This is a genomic window from Klebsiella sp. RC2 (genome assembly GCF_014192815.1).
In the GTDB taxonomy this organism is placed as follows: Bacteria; Pseudomonadota; Gammaproteobacteria; order Enterobacterales; family Enterobacteriaceae; genus Klebsiella; species Klebsiella variicola.
Window position 1 is genome coordinate 60,817 of sequence record NZ_JACHYL010000005.1, and the last position, 19,045, is coordinate 79,861.

Annotated in this window: 20 protein-coding genes; 9 read left to right on the forward strand and 11 right to left on the reverse strand. The window is 54.9% G+C overall.

Annotation, left to right across the window (positions count from 1 at the left end; all coding sequences use genetic code 11):
* Positions 1-5 precede the first annotated feature (5 nt).
* The 8 genes from FHW76_RS16340 to fimB form a co-directional block, all read right to left on the reverse strand.
* A complete protein-coding gene (locus FHW76_RS16340; protein ID WP_162550390.1) occupies positions 6-491 on the reverse strand; it encodes a fimbrial protein in 486 nt (161 codons plus the stop codon).
* A gap of 27 nt (positions 492-518) precedes the next feature.
* Complete coding sequence (locus FHW76_RS16345) at positions 519-1,046, reverse strand: fimbrial protein (RefSeq protein WP_023323247.1); 528 nt, start codon at positions 1,044-1,046, stop codon at positions 519-521.
* Positions 1,047-1,056: 10 nt separating this feature from the next.
* Positions 1,057-3,672 (reverse strand): fimbrial biogenesis usher protein, encoded by a 2,616-nt coding sequence (locus tag FHW76_RS16350; RefSeq protein ID WP_008806383.1) that lies wholly within the window; start codon positions 3,670-3,672, stop codon positions 1,057-1,059.
* An 80-nt stretch (positions 3,673-3,752) separates the two neighbouring features.
* Entirely contained in the window at positions 3,753-4,457 is a 705-nt protein-coding gene (locus tag FHW76_RS16355; RefSeq protein WP_012540619.1) for a fimbria/pilus periplasmic chaperone, read from the reverse strand.
* Between the two features lie 49 nt (positions 4,458-4,506).
* Positions 4,507-5,043 (reverse strand): fimbrial protein, encoded by a 537-nt coding sequence (locus tag FHW76_RS16360; protein WP_012967260.1) that lies wholly within the window; start codon positions 5,041-5,043, stop codon positions 4,507-4,509.
* A 70-nt stretch (positions 5,044-5,113) separates the two neighbouring features.
* The gene (gene fimA / locus FHW76_RS16365; RefSeq protein WP_008806380.1) at positions 5,114-5,662 is read right to left on the reverse strand and encodes a type 1 fimbrial major subunit FimA; all 549 of its coding nucleotides are present in this window, start codon (positions 5,660-5,662) and stop codon (positions 5,114-5,116) included.
* 480 nt (positions 5,663-6,142) lie between these two features.
* Positions 6,143-6,751 carry a type 1 fimbria switch DNA invertase FimE gene (fimE, locus tag FHW76_RS16370; protein ID WP_012540621.1) on the reverse strand — a complete coding sequence of 203 codons (609 nt, stop codon included), beginning with the start codon at positions 6,749-6,751 and terminating at the stop codon, positions 6,143-6,145.
* 463 nt (positions 6,752-7,214) lie between these two features.
* Positions 7,215-7,820: a type 1 fimbria switch DNA invertase FimB gene (fimB, locus tag FHW76_RS16375; RefSeq protein WP_012967261.1), complete on the reverse strand. Its 606-nt coding sequence runs from the start codon at positions 7,818-7,820 to the stop codon at positions 7,215-7,217.
* Between the two features lie 244 nt (positions 7,821-8,064).
* On the opposite strand from fimB, the gene FHW76_RS16380 reads away from it, so the two are divergent.
* Positions 8,065-8,262, forward strand: coding sequence for a hypothetical protein (locus FHW76_RS16380; RefSeq protein WP_153242724.1), 198 nt, complete (start codon positions 8,065-8,067; stop codon positions 8,260-8,262).
* 410 nt (positions 8,263-8,672) lie between these two features.
* Here the strand turns inward: FHW76_RS16380 and FHW76_RS16385 are convergent, their stop codons facing one another.
* A complete protein-coding gene (locus FHW76_RS16385) occupies positions 8,673-8,918 on the reverse strand; it encodes a hypothetical protein (RefSeq protein ID WP_008806377.1) in 246 nt (81 codons plus the stop codon).
* Positions 8,919-9,267: 349 nt separating this feature from the next.
* Here FHW76_RS16385 and yehD point away from each other — a divergent pair, with 349 nt between their 5' ends.
* The 5 genes from yehD to FHW76_RS16410 all read left to right on the forward strand — a co-directional run bounded on the left by yehD (position 9,268) and on the right by FHW76_RS16410 (position 15,144).
* Positions 9,268-9,810 carry a fimbrial protein YehD gene (gene yehD, locus FHW76_RS16390; RefSeq protein ID WP_008806376.1) on the forward strand — a complete coding sequence of 181 codons (543 nt, stop codon included), beginning with the start codon at positions 9,268-9,270 and terminating at the stop codon, positions 9,808-9,810.
* Between the two features lie 61 nt (positions 9,811-9,871).
* Entirely contained in the window at positions 9,872-10,555 is a 684-nt protein-coding gene (locus FHW76_RS16395; RefSeq protein ID WP_012540626.1) for a fimbria/pilus periplasmic chaperone, read from the forward strand.
* Between the two features lie 12 nt (positions 10,556-10,567).
* Positions 10,568-13,048: a fimbrial biogenesis outer membrane usher protein gene (locus FHW76_RS16400; protein WP_183476836.1), complete on the forward strand. Its 2,481-nt coding sequence runs from the start codon at positions 10,568-10,570 to the stop codon at positions 13,046-13,048.
* 12 nt (positions 13,049-13,060) lie between these two features.
* A complete protein-coding gene (locus tag FHW76_RS16405; RefSeq protein WP_012967263.1) occupies positions 13,061-14,050 on the forward strand; it encodes a fimbrial protein in 990 nt (329 codons plus the stop codon).
* 137 nt (positions 14,051-14,187) lie between these two features.
* Positions 14,188-15,144: a nickel/cobalt transporter gene (locus FHW76_RS16410; protein ID WP_032731217.1), complete on the forward strand. Its 957-nt coding sequence runs from the start codon at positions 14,188-14,190 to the stop codon at positions 15,142-15,144.
* Here the strand turns inward: FHW76_RS16410 and FHW76_RS16415 are convergent.
* A complete protein-coding gene (locus tag FHW76_RS16415; protein WP_012540630.1) occupies positions 15,141-15,647 on the reverse strand; it encodes a MarR family winged helix-turn-helix transcriptional regulator in 507 nt (168 codons plus the stop codon). The two genes, FHW76_RS16410 and FHW76_RS16415, sit on opposite strands and share 4 nt — an antisense overlap.
* Positions 15,648-15,728: 81 nt before the next feature.
* Between FHW76_RS16415 and FHW76_RS16420 the strand changes: the two genes are divergently transcribed.
* Positions 15,729-16,625, forward strand: coding sequence for an EamA family transporter (locus FHW76_RS16420; protein WP_012540631.1), 897 nt, complete (start codon positions 15,729-15,731; stop codon positions 16,623-16,625).
* Between the two features lie 95 nt (positions 16,626-16,720).
* Here FHW76_RS16420 and FHW76_RS16425 read toward each other — a convergent pair whose 3' ends face one another.
* Positions 16,721-16,930 (reverse strand): DUF1471 domain-containing protein, encoded by a 210-nt coding sequence (locus FHW76_RS16425; protein WP_002916131.1) that lies wholly within the window; start codon positions 16,928-16,930, stop codon positions 16,721-16,723.
* A 705-nt stretch (positions 16,931-17,635) separates the two neighbouring features.
* On the opposite strand from FHW76_RS16425, the gene mrkA reads away from it, so the two are divergent.
* Together mrkA and mrkB are read left to right on the forward strand one after the other, a co-directional pair.
* Positions 17,636-18,244 carry a type 3 fimbria major subunit MrkA gene (mrkA, locus tag FHW76_RS16430; protein ID WP_008806369.1) on the forward strand — a complete coding sequence of 203 codons (609 nt, stop codon included), beginning with the start codon at positions 17,636-17,638 and terminating at the stop codon, positions 18,242-18,244.
* 95 nt (positions 18,245-18,339) lie between these two features.
* Positions 18,340-19,041 carry a type 3 fimbria chaperone MrkB gene (gene mrkB, locus FHW76_RS16435; RefSeq protein WP_012967265.1) on the forward strand — a complete coding sequence of 234 codons (702 nt, stop codon included), beginning with the start codon at positions 18,340-18,342 and terminating at the stop codon, positions 19,039-19,041.
* Positions 19,042-19,045: the final 4 nt, after the last annotated feature.

Below are 19,045 nucleotides of genomic sequence, written 5' to 3' on the forward strand. Positions count from 1 at the left end.
CTGGCTCAGGCGTAGGTATAGGTGACGTTAATCACCGCCTGAATGGTGCCTTGCGTGGCGCCGCCGTTAACGGACAGGGCTCTGACCTGCAGCGGGAAGCGAGCGGACTGGCTGGCCTCATCCACCTGTACCGACTGGCTGCTGCCATTGTTCAGCGTGGTGCCGTCCTCGCTCTGCAGTTCGAGCTGAATATTGCCTGCCGTTCCCTGGTTTTTGTAATAGCCGGTACTGTCCGTCGTCCCGCTGAAGGTGGCCTTCACCCGTGAAGTACCCACGGGGCAGTTACTGAGATCCAGCGCCACGCTGTGCCAGGCCGATGCCGAGCCCGCGCCGATCAGGCTAAAGGTATAGAGATCGCCCAGCTCGACGGTGGCATTGACGGTGGAAACCGTGCAGGGTCTGGCCACCACCTTCCCGTTGACGGTGAGGGTGACGTCGGCCGCCCGCAGGGAAGCGCTCGCGGTTAACAGGCCGGCCAGCAGCCAGCCCACGTGGGTCCATTTCATTTCAGCCTCCGCTTACTGAAATTCCAGCGTGAATGTCGCTGTCGCATTGACATGCCCGGCGGTGACGGGCACCTGAGTGGCCATCAGACGGGCGTAAAAGTTGAGAATGTTGGTCTGGCCCGGCGTCAGCGTGGTCCAGGACATGGCTGACGACGGCGCATTGACCGGCAGCCGGGACTGCTGCTGATCGAGAATTTCCACCCCCATTCCCGCCGCCGCCGAGGCGCCGGCATCGAGTTTTAACAGGCTGGTGTTGACGCTGTCCGCCACGCCGGTGAAACCGACCTTCACCGCGGTGACGGAAGTGCCGCAGGGCGACAGCACGATGCGGAACGGCACCGGCGGCGTCGTCGCCCCGACGGCATAAAACTGCTTCGCGGCGTTGTCCTGAAAATCGACGGTGAAATCCTTCGACTCGCCGGCCACTGCGCAAGCGTTGTCGCGCACATAGCCGCTGATGGTGATCGTGCTATCGGCAGCGAAGCTCAGCGGCGCGGCCAGAGTGAGCAGAGCGCCCAGCAGATACTGCAGTGTTTTCATCATGATCTCCTTAGCGGCACGCGGCCGACAGCTGGCTGAGCGCCTGCTGCTGACTCTCCGGCGGCAGACGATAATCGGCCACGCACTGAGCGTCCGGGCCATCGCCCCATTTCACTCGCACCTTGCCCGCCAGCGGCATCCCGCTCAGGTAGACCTGGCCGTTATCCGCGACGATGCTGCCGCTCTGGTTGCTGTCGCCGGTGGCGAGGGCGCCAAACGGCACCGGTTTGCCGCGATGGGTCAGCGTCATCAGGATCTTCATTCCCACCTGCGCGTTAAAGTTGGCGCGGACGATCGCCCCATGGGTCGGCACCACGCTGACCACTGCATCATCAAGGTCGACATTGTCTGCCAGGGTGTTGGTGTCCAGCGCGATCCGGTTTTCGCGATACTCGGTGGCATAGGGCAGGACGGCATACCCGCGCCAGTCGGTGCGTACCCCGGTCTGGTTTTCCACCTTCACGCCGCCGGCGCCGGGGGCTTTCACCAGCACCACGGTATCGTTCAACGGCTGGCTCAGGGTGATGCCGTTGGCGTGCGCCAGCACGCCGCCGCTGACCCCGTAGTAGAGCTGTTTAAAGCCGTCGCTGCGGCTGTAGCCGACGTTGGCGTTGCCGTAGCCGCCGCGGTAGTTGAGCGCCGTATAGCCTGTGCTCCCGCTGTCGCCGTTGCCGCCGCCGGCATAGCCGGTCTGCACGCTATAGCTGAGGTTGTTGTCTTCCAGCAGGGTGCCGTACAGGCCCGCCAGGTTAGTCATGCGGCCATTGAGATCGTGCGACAGGCTGTAGCTGGCGCTGGCGTGCCGCCAGACTGAGCGGCTATCGGAACGCAGCCAGTGGCTGAAGGGGATATTGACGTTGACCGCCAGCATCTGATCGCGCCCTTGCTGCCAGGCGTTTTTGGTCAGGCTGTAACTTAGCGACCAGTTGATATCGTCTACGGCGGCGTTGAGGCCGGCCTGCAGCTGCTCATCGGCATCGTCGGTGCCCCAGTAGGTCTGGTGGCTGCCGCTGAGATAGAGGGTGGCGGTGCGCCCCAGCTGCTGGGTCACGCTCAGTTGCACCTTGCCGCGCTTGCTGTAAGCCAGATTGTAGTAGTCGGTAAATTTGGGTTTCACCTGGATAACGCCGTCCTGAGTTTCCACACTGTAGCCGCTCATCCGGCGGTAGGTGGTATCGGCAAAGTTATAGTAGCCGCGGGTGGAGTAGCGGTAGCCCACCAGCTGCAGGTTAGTCCCGGTCTCATCCAGGGATTTGTTATAGAGGAAACGCACCGACTGTCCCTGATGCTCGCTGTCGTCCGCCAGCGTGGCGTTGGCCTGGGTGATATCCAGCGACAGGGCGCCGAAATAGCCCATGTTTTTCCCCACCCCAAGGTTAAAGGCGCGATAGCGGTCCGCCAGCTGAGTGCCGCCGTACAGGGTCCAGCCGGCCGGCAGGCCATGCATGGCCGTGCTCTGGAAAAAATCGGGCGTTTCCTGTTGGCTGTTGCCGCTGCGGTACTCCCCGGCGGTGAGGGCGAAGCGGGTATGGCCTTCACGCTGCAGCACCGGCACCGTTGACCAGGGCACGCTGAAGACCTGGCGGGAGCCATCCGCTTCTTTAATCGTGACCTGCAGATCGCCGCCATTGCCCGCGGCGTAGAGATCGTCGATGGTAAACGGCCCCGGCGGCACTGTGCTCTGGTAGATTTCATAGCCGTTTTGTTTGATTGACACCTGCGCCGTGCCGCGGGCGATCCCGTGGATCACCGGCGCGAAGCCTTTCTGGCTGTCCGGTAGCATATTGTCGTCCGAGGCCAGCTGGGCGCCGCGGAAGTTGATCCCGTCGAAGACATCGCCGTTGGTATAGCTGTCCCCGAGGGTCAGCCGCGAACGCAGAGGCGTGATGTCCCGCTCAAGCCAGCTGTTAACGTGCTGCCAGCGGTTTTCACTGGAGGAAGCGCTGCCGCTGCCGCTACTGTAGCTCCACGTGCTGTTATCGCGCAGACGCCAGGCGCCAACGTTCAGGCCGCTCTGCAGATTCAGATAGGCGTAACGGCTGCTGCCACCCGTGGTGTTATGGACGTTATTGCCCGTGAAGTTATAGTTAATCAGCCCGGCGGTGATACCGTTATCCCACAGCTCCGGCGGAATATAGCCGCGCGCGCGGGTGCCCATAAATGCCTGAGGCACGGTGAGATACAGACGCTGTTGGCCGACGTCGAAGCGCGTAGTGGCTTCGCTGATAAGCGTCGTTAGCGGCACGCAGGCTGCGCTGTCCAGCGTCGCCATGCCCGGCACCCGACCGGTATCCACGCCCATGCTCGCCAGCTGGCCGCGCGTCAGACAGGGCGACAAGCCATGGCCCTGCGCGTCGGCCTGGAAAGTGACGTCCCGGGTGGTCATAAAACCATTGTTGAGATAAATATCGACGCGATAGGTGCCTGGCGGCACCTCCTGGCCTTTTTCAAATCCCGACAGGTCAGCCACCGCCGCCGGATCGTCAGCTAAGAAGCGGGGGTTAAAATAGAGGTCCGCCCGCGCGGCAAACGGCTGTGAGCAGAGCCACAGCGTCAGCGCCGGCGTAATCAGGCGCCGGGCGCTTCGGCAACCCCAATGGTCCAGTCCATATTTTCGATGTGACATAATCCCTCCGGTCCGACGTTGCCCGGCTGTCAGTGCTTCTGGTCATGCGCAGCGTGGCCCGCGCGGCGGGGTACTCTGGGTTAACGCAGTACGCCATTCATTTTCGGCGTCAGCGCGCCGTAATCGTTAATCGTGCGATAGGTGATGGTGCTCCCGGCATCCGCGGGCAGCTTGACGCTGGTTTTGCCCATCGGCGGCACGAGGGCGTTTTCCAGAATGCGCGTCCCGGCGTTCAGTTCGGTCACCGTCAGGTAATAAGGGGTGGGGTTCGTCAGCGTCAGCGAGGATCCGCTGCGGCTAAAGGTCAGCTTTTCCGCCGCCTGATCCGGGGGCAGGGCCAGTTTTCCCGGACGGTAGTAGAGCTTGATGCGGCTGATAATCGCCAGCTGCAGGGTATTGTCGCTGAGCTTGGATTTATCCATCGAGGGGATCGCCTTCACGTTCATCCAGAACAGGCTTTCCCGATCCTGCGGCAGCTGGTTATTGGTGGCGTCGATAATGCGCAGGGTGTTCTCTTTTTTGCCCTGCATGGCAAACAGCGGGGGAGTGATGACAAACCGACCGTCTCGCTGACCATCGGCATTTTCCACCCATGACTGAATAAGCCAGGTGCTGTTGTCGTCATTATTGGTCACCGCGAGCTGGACCTGCTTCTGTCCCGCCGGGTAGATAACCCGGGTCGCGCCCAGCGCGACGCCCGCCTGCGCGCTGGCGCTCAACGCACCGGCGACGAAAAGTAAACATCCCGCCAGTATGCCGCGTGTCGTCGTTGCCATTTTTCTCACGTTATCTCCTTGTCTGCTCACCGTGTTGTCCTGTTTGTCTGCGGATTAATTACTGATAGGTCAATGAGAACCAGGCCTGGGCGTTGGCCGCGCCGCCGGTGACCTGGCGTCCGGTCGCCCGATATTTGGCGACAAAATTGAGCGTCGTCGGTCCGCGGTAGAGCGGCACCCAGCGGTCGGGCGGACGATTGAGCGGCAGCTGCTGGCCCTGACTGTCGAACAGCGCAATGCCAATCCCGCTGGCGATCCCCGGGCCTTCGCCCACCGAGAGCACATCGGGATTTTTACCATCAGCCACGCCGTGAAATGCCACCCCCACATGCTGGCTGACTGCGGTACTGCAATCCTGTAAATGAATCGCGAAAGGGATCGGGTTACTGTCTTCCCCGACATCATGAAATCGGTTACTGCTGATCTGCCCCAGATTGACCGTCATCTGCCGATCGCCCGCTTCGACGCGACAGGAACTCGCCATAATCAGGCCCTGAAAACGCATGCTGCCCCCAGGCAGCGTGACGTTCCACTGATTACCGGCCAGGGCCAGCGGGGGTAGTAGCAGCAGCAGACCTGATTTCATTCCCTGCATCGTTTCACTCCAGTTGGAAATAGAGAGCGGGCCCTCCTGGCCCTGATTGCCTCCCTGCGTGGATCGGGCCTTACTCGTATTGCACTTTGAACGTGGCATCCGCGTTCGCCGTACCGGCGGTCGCTGCGCCGGTCGCGTAGTAACGCGCCTGGAACGGGATGATGTTGGTGCCGTCATTCAGCGTGGTCGCGGCACTGAAGGTGGCCCCGTCCAGCGCCAGCGGCGTGCCGGTGCTGTCGAGGATCTGCACGCCAACGTTGGTTGCGCCGCCGGCGGCAGAGTTTTGCAGTGCCAGAACGGTGGTGTTGCTGCTGTCGATAGCGGTACCGGAGAAAGCGACAGAAGCTTTGGTCGCCACTGTGGTGTCGCAGTCATCCAGCTGAATGTTGAAACCGACGGAGGAGCTGGTGCTACCTGCGGTGGCAAGTTTCGCGGAACGCACCTGTCCTAACTGGACGGTTTGATCGATAGAGCCGGCATCTACCGCACAGGCCGCATTGACGACTTCCCCTTTAAAATGCACTGTCCCGCCGTTGACCGTGGTGGTATCGGCCAGCGCCGCCGCGGAGCTCAGAGACAGGGCTGACACAACAACCATTGCCAGTGTTTTGATTTTCATACTGTTTTCCTTTGAACGATGTCGAAATAACGAACCGGATTGGCAGCCGATGTGCCTTCCAGGCATGTCAGATTTCAGCCGAGTAGTCAGGCTGCCGGCTCTGCACAGTTTTTACCCAACTGATGAGACAATTGGGGCCATTTTGACTCGTCGGGGTAAATGATCTGTTTTTGGTTTTTTACTGGCTTATTTGTGGTTTTAAATTCTGTTTATTTGGCTTTTTGTGGGTATATAATCTGGAGTAGTGGGCGGGAGTGCAAAAGGAATAGCGATGGCGCTGGCGAAGGATCGCCGGTGCAACGGGAGTATGGTGGGAGAAAAGTGAGTGATTGCGTGATTAAAAATATATAATAATCAATAAACTATGATTTTTTCTGCAGAAATATAGCGCGGTGAGTTGCAAAACATTACAAAACATTTTTATGATATAAACAGTTTGGCCCCAATTGACCTGTTAGCAATTGATTTTATTGTATTAAATCAATCGCTTAAATCATTTTCCTTTGACAGGCCTTTTTCCTCTAAAAGATTATTTCTTTCCCAAATCCCGGCAAAACGCGCCGCATTGCTGGCAGTGTAGCGTACCGTGTGACGAATATTACGATGTCCCAGATAATCCTGTATCAAACGGGTATCTGTACCTCTTTCCGCCAGTTCATAGCCGCAGGCGTGACGCAGCATATGAGGGTGCGTGTGCGTCACGGTGCCCGCATTTTCACCGGCGGATCGAATAATACGATATGCCTGCTGGCGTGAGAGCGGCGTACCGCGACGAGAGATAAACAGCGCGTCGGTTTTTGCCGCCGCTTTCCAGCCGGCGCGGACCTGACTCCAGCGTTCGATTGCCTCGCGCTCATCAAAGCGCAGCGGATGAATAGTCGAAAAACCGTTCTTAAGCCGCCGCACATTGACCCGTCCTTCATGCAGATCCAGATCGTGATAGTGCAGATCCAGCAGTTCGCTGATGCGCATGCCGTGGCGAAAGGCAAGCAGGATGAGGCAGTAATCCCGTTCACCGGTTGGGCCCTGGCGAGCGGCCTGCATCATTGCCTGAACTTCTTTGGCGGTAAGAAAACGACGTCGGTTCACAATATTAGCTCCTGAAAAAAGGATGAATGACCGTCATGGCGAAACCTTACGCCATGACGAAAAGAATGCGTAATGCTAAAACGTTGTAGGGTGAAGTTGATTAACCACGAATAGATAGCACATTACATTGACTGATACTAAAAATATCGCCGGGCGATAATTCTTAATTTTAAAGATTTTAATCGTTGTCTCAATAGCCTCTCCAGATGTTATCGCCAGGTGCATAAAATAAAAGGATTTTTTTTTGGCGCACGTTGTCATTAAAAAAACGGTGCGGAAATTTTGCTCGAGCAATAAATAATTCGGTCAAATCCAGAATGAACGCAGGGTTAAATTGACGCGGAGCTGGCAGGAATAAATAAGAACTTGCGGGAACAGTAATCATAATTAACGCAGGGTTAATGATAATAAATGTTATAATTTGCGAGCAGGTTGCGAGACAACGCCATCCTTGGCGTCAAGGTTATTGGATCAAAGACGATCGCTGTTTGTCGCGCGTATTGTCCCAGATGCCATAGAAACGTCCCGCGTTGCTGGCGGTATACCAGACGGTATGGCGGATATTGCGATGCCCAAGGTAATCCTGGATCAAACGGGTATCGATCCCCATATTGGCCAGCGCAAAGCCACAGGAGTGACGCAGCATGTGTGGGTGGATCTCCAGCGGTAATCCCGCCAGATCCCCTGATGAGGCGATAATCTGATAAAACTGCTGGCGAGAAAGGGGATTACCTTTGCGGGAGAGAAACAGCCATTCGCTGGCTGCCTGCGGCCAGCTGCTGCGAATGGCCAGCCATCGCTTTAGGGCGTGGATCTCTTTCTCCAGCAACGGGTGGGTAGTCGAAAATCCCTTTTTGAGTCGATGGATGTAAACGCAGCGGGCAGCAAGGTCGATATCCGATATTCGTAGACGGCAGATCTCGCTGGCTCGCAGACCGTGAATGAAGCACAGTAATGTCAGGCAATAATTCCGTGCGGCATAGAGACCGGTATCGGCGGCTTTAAGTAAAGACTCGATCTCATTCTGAGTCAGGAAGTTCCTTTTTTTTATATCGGCGTTATTCGTCATGGTTTTCCCTTTTATTGCAGGCATATTTTTCTCTTTCCAGGCCTGCGTCAGGTCATTGTTAAATTCGACTGCCTTTTTATTTTGAAACGGCGTGCTGATAACGTTTTAATCTCATACGAAAGCGTTTCACCTGGTGAAGGCAAAATCTGAATGCTATCGCTGAGTGAGCGTGCGGTATCATAGGCTATCTCCATCGCCACCGATAAGGCGCCGCAAGCTGAAGGGTAAAGAAAGGGTTAGCGGGTTGAAGTGGCGTCGCTTTCCTGGTGGTTTCCACGTCCTGTACATCCCTGATCCTCTTGATGATGCCCGCATGATGATGAAGGCGCGGGCTTCCGGCCGCGGCAAGGCGGCCATCAATGCCGTCATGATTTATTGCCTGCCTGCTGGACATCATTGCGCCAGCAAACCAACCTCCCGCGCCAACAACCTTCGGGAATAGCATGAGAAATTTCTCAGACAGAATACAACTCTGCATCGTCTGGATAGCATTCACTGCAAAACTACAACAGTGATTAAACCATACTGCAAAAAGCCTGGGGATAATAGCCATTGTCTGTATGAGGGCACTTTACGCTGTATTTCAGTAATTCAGTTTAATCTAAAGCATGTGGTCGAAGTGGAGTGGTATCAGGCACGGTAAGCGCTAGTGGCGGCGATATTAGTGGGCTGGAAAAAAGGGGGACATGATGAGGACCGGGATAGGGTCTGAGGGTAGAACGGGAATATTCTGCGCTATGCTAAGAATAAGGCGCATGCCACAAATGTCAGCCAGACAACTGAAGTATGAGGGGGCGTTAAAGGCTCCGGCGGTGGGAGGAATGACGTCCTGGAGACGCCGAAGCCTTAGTTTCACCATTTTTCGTCACGTGCTTCCTGGCGACCTTCGCGGCGGTTTTCCCGTTTATCGTGACGGCAGCTGGCGTTGCTTTGATTGTTATTGCGGACGCATTCCTGCTTGGTATCACGACCTTGCTCGCGGCTATCCTGTCGGATATCGCGGGCGTCCTGGCGTTTGTCGCCACGCCAGGTCGCCTGCGCCGAAAACGATGGCGCCAGCAGCGCGACGCAGACCAGGGCAAGTAAGCCTCTTTTCATGGAGATGGCCTTCTGTTTTTATAAACACAATAAATAATTAGCAGGTAATTATAAAATTATCATATAGCTTAAGTGAGGATAGCACAAAATGCGTCGCTGCCAGCGATAACGTTGTTTTTTATTAAATGAATTCGTCGTTTCTGATGTCTATGTTTTTATTGTGTTTTAATGCGATATAAGCAACATAACTTTTGGATGAGTCGTAGATATAATGAATTATTTGGCTTGATATTAGTCAAGTGAATTAAATACGTCTGTTGTGAATGATTAAGTCGCGTGCAATATTTACCGCATGAGTTTTTTCTCATCTCATAAGCCAAATGGATAAACAAATAAAAGGAACTATATTATGAAGCGTTTAACTGTTGCTGCAGCAGTCCTGTCCACCGTATTTATGAGTGCCGGTGCTTTTGCGGATACTGACCAGGGTGAAGTTATTATCACCGGACGCGTTGTGGGAACCACGTGTCAGTTTCTTGATGGCAACAACTCTACCACTATTACGATGAACCAGGTCGGGCAGGAAAGTCTTGCAAGTCTGGGTGCCGGCGCCACCTATACCGGCATTAAAAACAGCACCACGGTGCCATTAAAATTAAAATGTACCGGTGCTGCGCCGAAAATCAGCCTGGCACGTAACCAGTTTGATACCACTTACCCGAACATTACGAAAAATACCGTAGCGGGTGGCGCATCCGGCGTCGGCTTTGTGGTGACAGCGAATGACGCCGAACTAAACGCCAACTCGCTGATTCCTCTTAATGGGGATCCTGATGAAAACGGTGTATATACCATTGATTTTTCAGCACAGTATGCGGTGGTGGCCGCAGGTAACGCAGTCACCCAGGGCGATGTTGAGTCAACCCTTACGCTGACCGTGGTAACCGAGTGATGCTGTCACCCGGCGAGACGCAGGGCGTTCGCCGGGTCTCTGTTTACATGGAGTGAAAGAGATGAAAGGATTCATTCTGCTGCTACTGACCTTTTTCATTATCCCCGCACAGGCGGGTATTGTGATCTATGGGACGCGCGTTATTTATCCGGCCGGTAAAAATGAGGTGATGGTGCAGTTAATGAATCGCGGCGATCGCGGCGCCCTGGTACAGGCGTGGATCGACGACGGTAATACTTCCATTGCCCCGGAAAATATCCGCGTGCCTTTTCTTATTTCACCGCCGGTGGTGCGCGTCAGAGCCAATACCGGTCAGCAGCTTAAAATAAAAGCATTATCCAATACGTTACCGCAAAATCAGGAAAGTTTATTTTATTTGAATGTCCTCGATATCCCACCCAATGCCAGCGTGAATGATGGTAAAAATGTGGTGAAATTTGCGATCCAAAATCGAATTAAGTTGTTTTATCGCCCGGAAGGTGTCGCTGGCGTTACGCAGGCCAGCTTTCATCATTTAGACCTGCAGCAAAAAGGTAAAAATGTACTGCTTAAAAATAACAGCGCAAACTGGATTACGATCCCTGAAATTAAAGTGAATAATGTGAAAGGAAACAGTAAGGCCATTATGCTGGCGCCATTTTCACAGCAAATGATCACCCTCAGCGGCAGCGTTGCCAGACAGTACAAAATAACTCTTATTGATGATTATGGAAATTATATTAGTGATAGCATCAGCGTAAAATAAAAAGAGGTGGTTATGTTAAGGATGACATCACTGGCCCTGGCAATTATTGCATCATTATTTGCTGAAGCCCTGGCGGCAGAAGAGACCTTTGATACCAACTTTATGTTCGGCGGGATGAAAGGGGTCAAAGACAGTCACTATCAGTTTACAGATGACGCACCGATTGCGGGTGAATATAACCTGGATGTGTATGTCAATAACAAGTGGCGTGGGAAATATGACCTGACAGTGAAGGAGCAGCCAGGGGAAAGCTGCTTGTCACACTCCCAGCTGCAGCAGCTCGGTATTAAAGCCGAGAGGCTGGACAAAAAGGATCTGGCGCAATGCATCACGCTACGCGAGGCTGTGCAGGGGGGGAAATATCATTTTGATATCTCCACCCTGACCCTCGAGCTCACTGTCCCGCAGGCGTTTGTTAATGAACTGGAGGCGGGCTATGCTTCCCCGGAAAGCTGGGACCGCGGGGTCAACGCCTTCTATACGTCCTATTATGCCAGTCAGTATTACAGCGATTATAAAAGCGCCGGGAATAACAAGAGTACCTTTGCCCGTTTTACCAGCGGTTTAAATCTCCTGGGATGGCAACTGCACTCTGACGCCAGCTATAACAATAATGATTCTGGCTCCGGTGAGTGGAAAAGTAACACCCTTTATCTGGAGCGAGGCTTCGGCGAGATAGAGAGTACGCTGCGCGCTGGCGATATGTACACATCAGGCGATATATTCGACACTGTGCGCTTTCGCGGGGTGCGCTTATATCGCGATATGCAGATGTTGCCCAACTCCAGACGCAACTTTACGCCGATCGTCCAGGGGATTGCGCAAAGCAATGCCCTGGTCACCATTGAGCAAAATGGCTTTGTCATTTATCAGAAAGAGGTGCCGCCCGGTCCCTTTGCCATCGCTGATTTACAGATGGCCGGCGGCGGGGCCGATCTTGACGTGAGCATCAGAGAAGCAGACGGGACGGTCACCAGCTATCTGGTTCCCTTTTCTTCCGTTCCCAATATGCTGCAGGCAGGCGTCTCGAAATACGATCTTGCTGCCGGACGCAGCCATATTGAGGGGGCCGATCGGCAGGCTGATTTTATCCAGGGGACCTATCAGTATGGTCTGAACAATTTGCTGACGCTGTATGGTGGTTCGATGCTGTCGAATCACTATTCGGCTTTTACCCTCGGGACGGGCTGGAATACCTGGCTCGGCGCTATTTCCGTCGATGCCACCCAGTCGCACAGCGAGCAGGATAACGGCACCTATGATGGACAAAGCTATCAGGTGGCTTACAGTAAATTCCTCACCCCAACCCAGACCCGTTTTGGCCTCGCGGCCTACCGCTATTCCAGCCGCGATTACCGCACCTTTAACGATCACGTGTGGGCGAAGAACAGAACCCACTATCACCGCGACGAAAATGATGTCTACGATATTGCCGATTATTATCAATATGATTTCGGCAGGAAAAATTCCCTGTCGGCCAGTTTGAGTCAGGCGCTTCCGGCGGGCTATGGCGCGATTTCCCTGAGCGCCCTGTGGCGCGACTACTGGGGAAAAAGCGGCAGCAATAAAGATTATCAGCTCGGCTACTCGAATACCTGGCAGCGGCTGACCTATACGCTATCGGCCAGCCAAACCTATGACGAATATCATCACCAGGATAAGCGATTTAATCTTTATTTCTCCATTCCGTTCAGTTGGGGGGACGACCTGACCGCGCCGCGCCGTCGGTTGAATCTGTCTAACTCCACCACCTTCGATAACAGTGGCTTTGCCTCCAATAACACCGGACTGAACGGCATTGCCGGCTCGCGCGATCAGTTCAGCTACGGGGTTAATCTCAGTCATCAGCAGCAAAATAATGAAACCGCTGCCGGGGCCAACCTTACCTGGAATGCCCCGCTGGCCACACTGAGCGGAAGTTACAGCCAGTCGTCAAACTACACCCAGACCAGCGGAAGCCTCTCCGGGGGCCTGGTGCTCTGGTCCGGGGGCGTGAACCTGGCGAATCGGTTATCAGACACCTTCGCGATTTTGCAGGCGCCGGGGCTGGAGGGGGCTTATGTCAATGGTCAGAAATACCGCACCACCAACGGGAAAGGGATCGTGCTCTACGACAACCTCACGCCGTTCCGTGAAAACGCCCTGATGCTGGATGTGTCGGATTCCCACAGTACGACGGAACTGAAAGGCAACCGGAAAATGGTGGCTCCGTATCGGGGGGCTGTGGTGGTCAGCCACTTTGATACCGACCAGCGTAAGCCGTGGTTGATTCATGCCCGACAAGCCGCGGGTGAGCCGCTGCCGTTTGGTTATGAAATCGAGGATAACCGGGGGCAGAATGTCGGGGTCGTGGGCCAGGGCAGCTTATTATACATCCGCACGGATACTGTTCCGTCGACGCTGAAAGTGGCTGTTGATAAAGCAAATAATCAGTACTGCACGATCACCTTTAAACAAACCATTGATGAAGAGCAGACCTATGTCTGCCGGTAAAGGAATATTACGATGAGATGGCTACTGTTTCTGCTATTCACCTTCAGTACCTTTGGCGCCTGGGCGGGGAACTGCGACCTGAACACCAGTCATATCCAGAAAGGGATTGAGGGGTACGGTACCTATATTTTCAAACCCGTCACCCTCTCCGGTACTCTGGCGTTACGCGAAGGCACCTTTACCAATGATGACTGGCTGTTTGTTTGTCAGTCATTACAGAACGTCGTGATTACCCTGACAGGAGAAGCGCAGCACAGCACCGAGTATAATTTCCTGGTGGGCCACGAAAAATATAAAATTAAATTCGACCTGTCGCCGCATAATATTTCCGGCACCGATTTGACCGAAAAAATTCACTATAAATTGTCTGACATTTTTAATGATACCGCCTCGATTAGCTATGCCATCAGTAAGGGAGAGGTCGCAGGCAGGCCGGTGATCACCCCCGGTCAGCCCTTTACGGTAAGTTATAAACTCAATCTAAGATATTGTCAGAATAAGGATAAAGAGTGCACCGATATCCCCATTACCTATATTTATCATATCATTTTGCAAATCAACGTGATGACCTGTGGTTTTGAGAATCCGACGACGGAAATCAACATGGGTGAATATAATTTCATCGATATTAAACAGGGAACTGTCGCGTACCGCCCGGAGGTGATCTATATCGACTGCCGCCAGGGAGAGTCCGGTGTACTGGAACTGACGCCGGGCAAGATTGAGTACTCGTTCAGGAGCGCATCTGGACTGAAAAACGGCCAGGTGTTAGCCAACGATGAGGAATTATCTGCCACCGGCGCCGGTGAGGTCGGGTTCCATATTCAGGATGCCAGCGGGGCGGATATCCAGTATGACAATGGCTACCTGTACGAAACGCCTCAGGAAGCCGTGCACGGCAAAAACCCAATTACCCTTAATATCAAGCCAATGAAGTATGGCGAGAATATACGTACCGGGGAGATGAAAAGCCGGGTCATCATCGTGGTCAACAATAACTAACCCCGCTTTGCCTGTCGACGCCAGCCCAGGCTAATGTTATCTCTATCTGTCAGGGGGCATACCGCTTCCCCTGGCCGACAGGGCAGGCAGACGGTTCGCCGCCCGGTGAGATAAACTCTTTACGCAATGGCATAATGATGAATACTCCGATTGCGCAGCGCGACTGGCGCCTGCTGGCGGCCGGGAGCGGCGGGCTCCTTCTGCTGGTGGCCGGCATCATGTTGCACAGCCACTGGGGCGATTTTCTCCAGTGGTGCCTCGCCACCCAAATTACCCTGCATCGCTATCTGGTGATGTACCTTCTGCTGCTGAATAACCACCAGTACAGCGGCGGCGTCTGGCTGTTAGTGGGCGCCTTTCTCTACGGCGTGCTGCACGCCATCGGGCCGGGTCACGGCAAGTTTATCGTCACGACTTACCTGAGCACCAACCCGGAGAGCCTGATGGCGGCGCGGGTGGTGCCCTTTCTCGGCAGCCTGTTGCAGGGCGTCAGCGCCATCCTCTTTGTCTTTATTCTCGCGGTAGGACTGAATCTGGCCGCCGGCGATCTCAGCGCCAGCCGCTGGTACGTTGAGAAGATCAGCGCCCTGACCATCGGCGCCTTTGGAATTTACATTATCTTTCGCGCGCTGCAGAACCTGGGGCCGGGCAAGAGAGTGATTCGCGCCATGACGCCGGCGCATCAGCATGATGCCTCGTGCGGCTGCGGGCACCACGGCGTGGGGCACAACCTGCACGGCGCCGATTGGAAAACACGCCTTGGCGTGGTGCTGGCCATCGGCGCCCGCCCCTGCAGCGGGGCAATCATGATCTTGCTGTTCGCCAACGCGCTGGGGATTGTCAGCTGGGGCATCGCCGCGGTGATGACCATGGCGCTGGGCACCGGACTTTCGATCCTCGGTCTGTCACTGACGGTGCACTATGCCCGTCACCGTATGGCCAACAGGCTGACGGTGGGGAGTCGTCCGCGGCCCTGGCTGGTGCCGCTGGTGAAGATCCTCGGCGGGCTGGCGCTGATCCTCTTTGCCGCCGGGTTGTTTTTCACCGTGGTGCCGATCAGCGCCAACGGCGACTTTATCGCCGCCGGCTGTTAACGACTTTCCAGCAGGTGCATCAATACCCGCAGCGCCTGATCCAGTTGCAGGCGTTCGCTGTCACTGAGTCCTGCCAGCAGCTGCCGTTCATTATCGACATGCGTTTCCACCGCCTCATCGATCCGCTCACGCCCGACAGGAGTCAGGGCGACCAGCATACTGCGGGCATCCTCCGGGTTCGGCAGGCGGGTAATAAATCCGCGTTTCTCCAGCGCCTTCAGGCGATGAGTCATGGTGCCGGAGGTGATCATCAGCGTGGAGAAGAGCTGGGTCGGCGAAAGAGTGAAAGGGGGGCCGGCGCGGCGCAGCGTCGCCAGCATATCAAACTCCCAGCGCACCAGATCGTGGCGCGTAAAGGCCACTTCCACCTGCGGCTCCAGCAGCATGGCGCATCGTTTCAGGCGGCCTATCGGTCCCATTGGGCTGCAGTCCAGATCCGGTCGCTCCCGCTGCCACTGGGCGAGAATGCGATCCACGGCGTCGATCGCGGGTGATTTGTCCATCAGTGCTCACTTGTCTTGATATCAAGATACTTGTCGGTACATACTTCAGTCACCAATTTAGCTTGAAGTGAAGATAAAATCATGGCTTTTCTCTCACGTAGTCTGATGATCGACTTACTGCTCACCGCGCTGGCGCCCGCTATCTGGGGGACGACCTATATCGTCACCTCCCAGTTCCTTCCTCCCGATCGGCCATTTATCGCTGCGCTGCTGAGGGTGTTGCCGGCAGGCATCGCCCTGCTGATCTGGAGCCGTCGTTTCCCGCAGCGCGGCGAGTGGGCAAAGCTTATCGTTACCGGCATTTTAAATATCGGCGCTTTCCAGGCGCTGCTGTTTATCGCTGCCTATCGCTTACCCGGTGGACTGGCGGCGGTGATTGGCGCGATCCAGCCGCTGCTGGTGATGCTCCTCGCCTGGTGCGTTGATCGGCAGCGCTCGCCCTGGCTGGCGGTGTTCTCCGCCATCGCCGGTATACTCGGTATGGCCATGCTGCTGCTGTCGCCGCACACCGTCCTCGACCCGCTGGGGATCGGCGCGGCGTTTCTCGGCGCGATCAGTATGGCGCTGGGCACCTGGCTCTCCCGCCGCTGGGCGCTCTCCTTGCCGATTGTCGCGTTGACCGGCTGGCAGCTGGCGATTGGGGGAGTGGTGCTGGCCCCGGTGGCGCTGATCGTTGACCCCCCTCTGCATCAGGTGACAGCGCTGCAGGTCGCAGGCTATCTGTGGCTGTGCGTCGCGGGCGCCATGCTGGCCTATGGCCTGTGGTTCCGGGGGATTGGCCGCCTCTCGCCGGTGGCGGTGTCGGCGATGAGTCTGCTGAGCCCGGTGACCGCCGTGGTGCTGGGATGGATTTTCCTTGGACAAAAGATCCAGGGGATGGCGCTGGTGGGGTTGATCGTGGTGCTGGCGAGCGTGCTGTCTATCCAGCGCGCGCTGGCGCGCCAGGCGGCGGGAGCAAAAACGAAAAAAGCCCCATAACGGGGCTCGACATTGCTGCGTGCGGGGTGGGCGGCGGGAGCCAGACCAGCCACCCGCAGGCGGCCTGTCCGGCAGCTCCCTCTGCAACCATTCGCTTATTTAGACAGCTCGGCGGTCATATGGACCTGGTTGCCGGTGTACGCTTCGGTGATGTGGTAGGAAGCGCCTTGTTCTTTCGCAATGGTCGCGATTTTCGCTTCTGCGCTGTCCAGGGTATCTGCTGTCACGCTCACCGGATGCGCGAAGCTAGCAAAAGAAACCAGGGAGAGCATACCGGCAGCGGCGAGTAATTTTACGTTTTTCATGGTGTTTGTCCTTTTAACTTTTATGGTGGAAAGCGTGTTTGCTTTCGATGGACTTATAATAAGTCTGCTAACTATAACGCGCGTTGCAAAAAGTGCGATTTAGATCACATTTTTATGGCGGTTTGATGGCGGAAATATGATCGTTTATCGATTTTTTAATTTAAAAACAATGGATTAATGATTTGTTTCTGGAAGGGGATATCACATGGGCTGCCCTTGTTCAGGGAGAGGAATGCGCCTCATTCATGCTTTCATCATTCGTTGTATGAATGGTTTGGTGCTGTTTTCACCACCGTAAAGGCAGATTCAGACTTATCGCGATGGCCTTCCGAGGGCTTTTTCTGCATGCTGTTGCGGTCACTTTCTCTCGCACTGGCGTTAGGCTTGCTGCGCTGTAAACAACCACCCTATCGTTTTCGTCTATCAATGACTGTTTATTAATAGTTTATGGTTATCTGTTATATAACTTAATGAAACGTGAACAAATGTATATTTGTCGGCGAATAAATAGCATTCTTTGACGCCGATAGCACCAGCGAACTGATATTTTTAAGTTCGTTACCTGACGCCTTAAATATTGCGGCTCCCGGTCAGTCGAAGATTCTATTAGCAGTGGCATAAATCAGCATCGCCTGATGTTTCTGGTTCTATGCGAATTCACAGTGTGCTCATTGATTCGTAATTCACTCTGACAAGGAAATGGCAATGAAAAAGGTTCTTCTCTCTGCAGCAATGGCAACCGCGTTTTTTGGCATGACTGCTGCCCATGCAGCTGATACCAATGTTGGCGGCGGCCAGGTTAATTTCTTCGGTAAAGTTACCGATGTATCCTGTACTGTTTCTGTTAACGGCCAGGGCAGCGATGCGAACGTTTACCTGTCTCCGGTAACCCTGACTGAAGTTAAAGCGGCAGCAGCGGATACTTATCTGAAACCGAAATCTTTCACCATTGACGTCTCTAACTGCCAGGCTGCTGACGGCACCAAACAGGATGACGTAACCAAACTGGGCGTGAACTGGACCGGCGGTAACCTGCTGGCTGGCGCAACCAGCAAACAGCAGGGTTACCTGGCGAACACCGAAGCTTCCGGTGCCCAGAACATCCAGCTGGTGCTGTCTACTGACAACGCCACCGCGCTGACCAACAAAATCATCCCGGGTGACAGCACTCAGCCGAAAGCAAAAGGCGATGCTGCTGCTGTAGCCGATGGCGCGCGCTTCACCTACTACGTTGGTTATGCGACCAGCGCACCGACCACAGTAACTACCGGTGTGGTCAACAGCTACGCGACTTACGAAATTACCTATCAGTAATTCCGCCAGAAAATAAAACTGCCCCGCTCCGGGGCAGTTAATAACAATAATAAAGCGGCGATGTCCGCCGCTTGTATTTTTATTCTGAGGTCAGCATGAAGCGTATTGCCCTTTTTTTCTGTTTCATTTTTAGTTTTGCGGCCCATGCCAACAACATTATTGTTAACGGTACCCGCTTTATTTATCCAGGAAATGAAAAAGAAATAACGGTACAGCTTTCAAATAACGCCGACCGTCCGGCACTGGCGCAGGCCTGGCTGGATAATGGCGATGCCGATGCCACACCGGATACCATTACCACCCCGTTTATTATCACCCCGCCGATCTCGCGCGTTGACGCCAAAAGTGGCCAGACGCTGCGTATTAAGCTCGGCAGCAGCGCCGGTCTGGCGAAAGATAAAGAGACACTGTGGTGGCTGAATCTGCTGGAAATTCCACCGGTAGTGGCCAATCAGAAAAATGAAGGCCAGAACGTGCTGCAGCTGGCGATCCGTTCCCGCTTTAAATTTATTTACCGCCCTGCCGGACTGGGCAACCGCGATGCGGCGGCCGAGAAGCTGACGCTGACTGCCAACGGCAGCAGTCTCGCCATCAATAACCCGACGCCGTTCTACATTACCGTCAGCCGTATTTCCCGCGACGGCGGTAAAGCCCTGAACAGCAAAACCGTGATGCTGGCGCCGCAGTCCAGCCAGACGGTAGCACTCTCCTCCGCCGTCAACCGCGGCGAAACCCTGACCGTTAACAACATTAATGACTATGGCGCCGATGTCGCAGTGAAAGTGGCCGTTAAATAAGGGA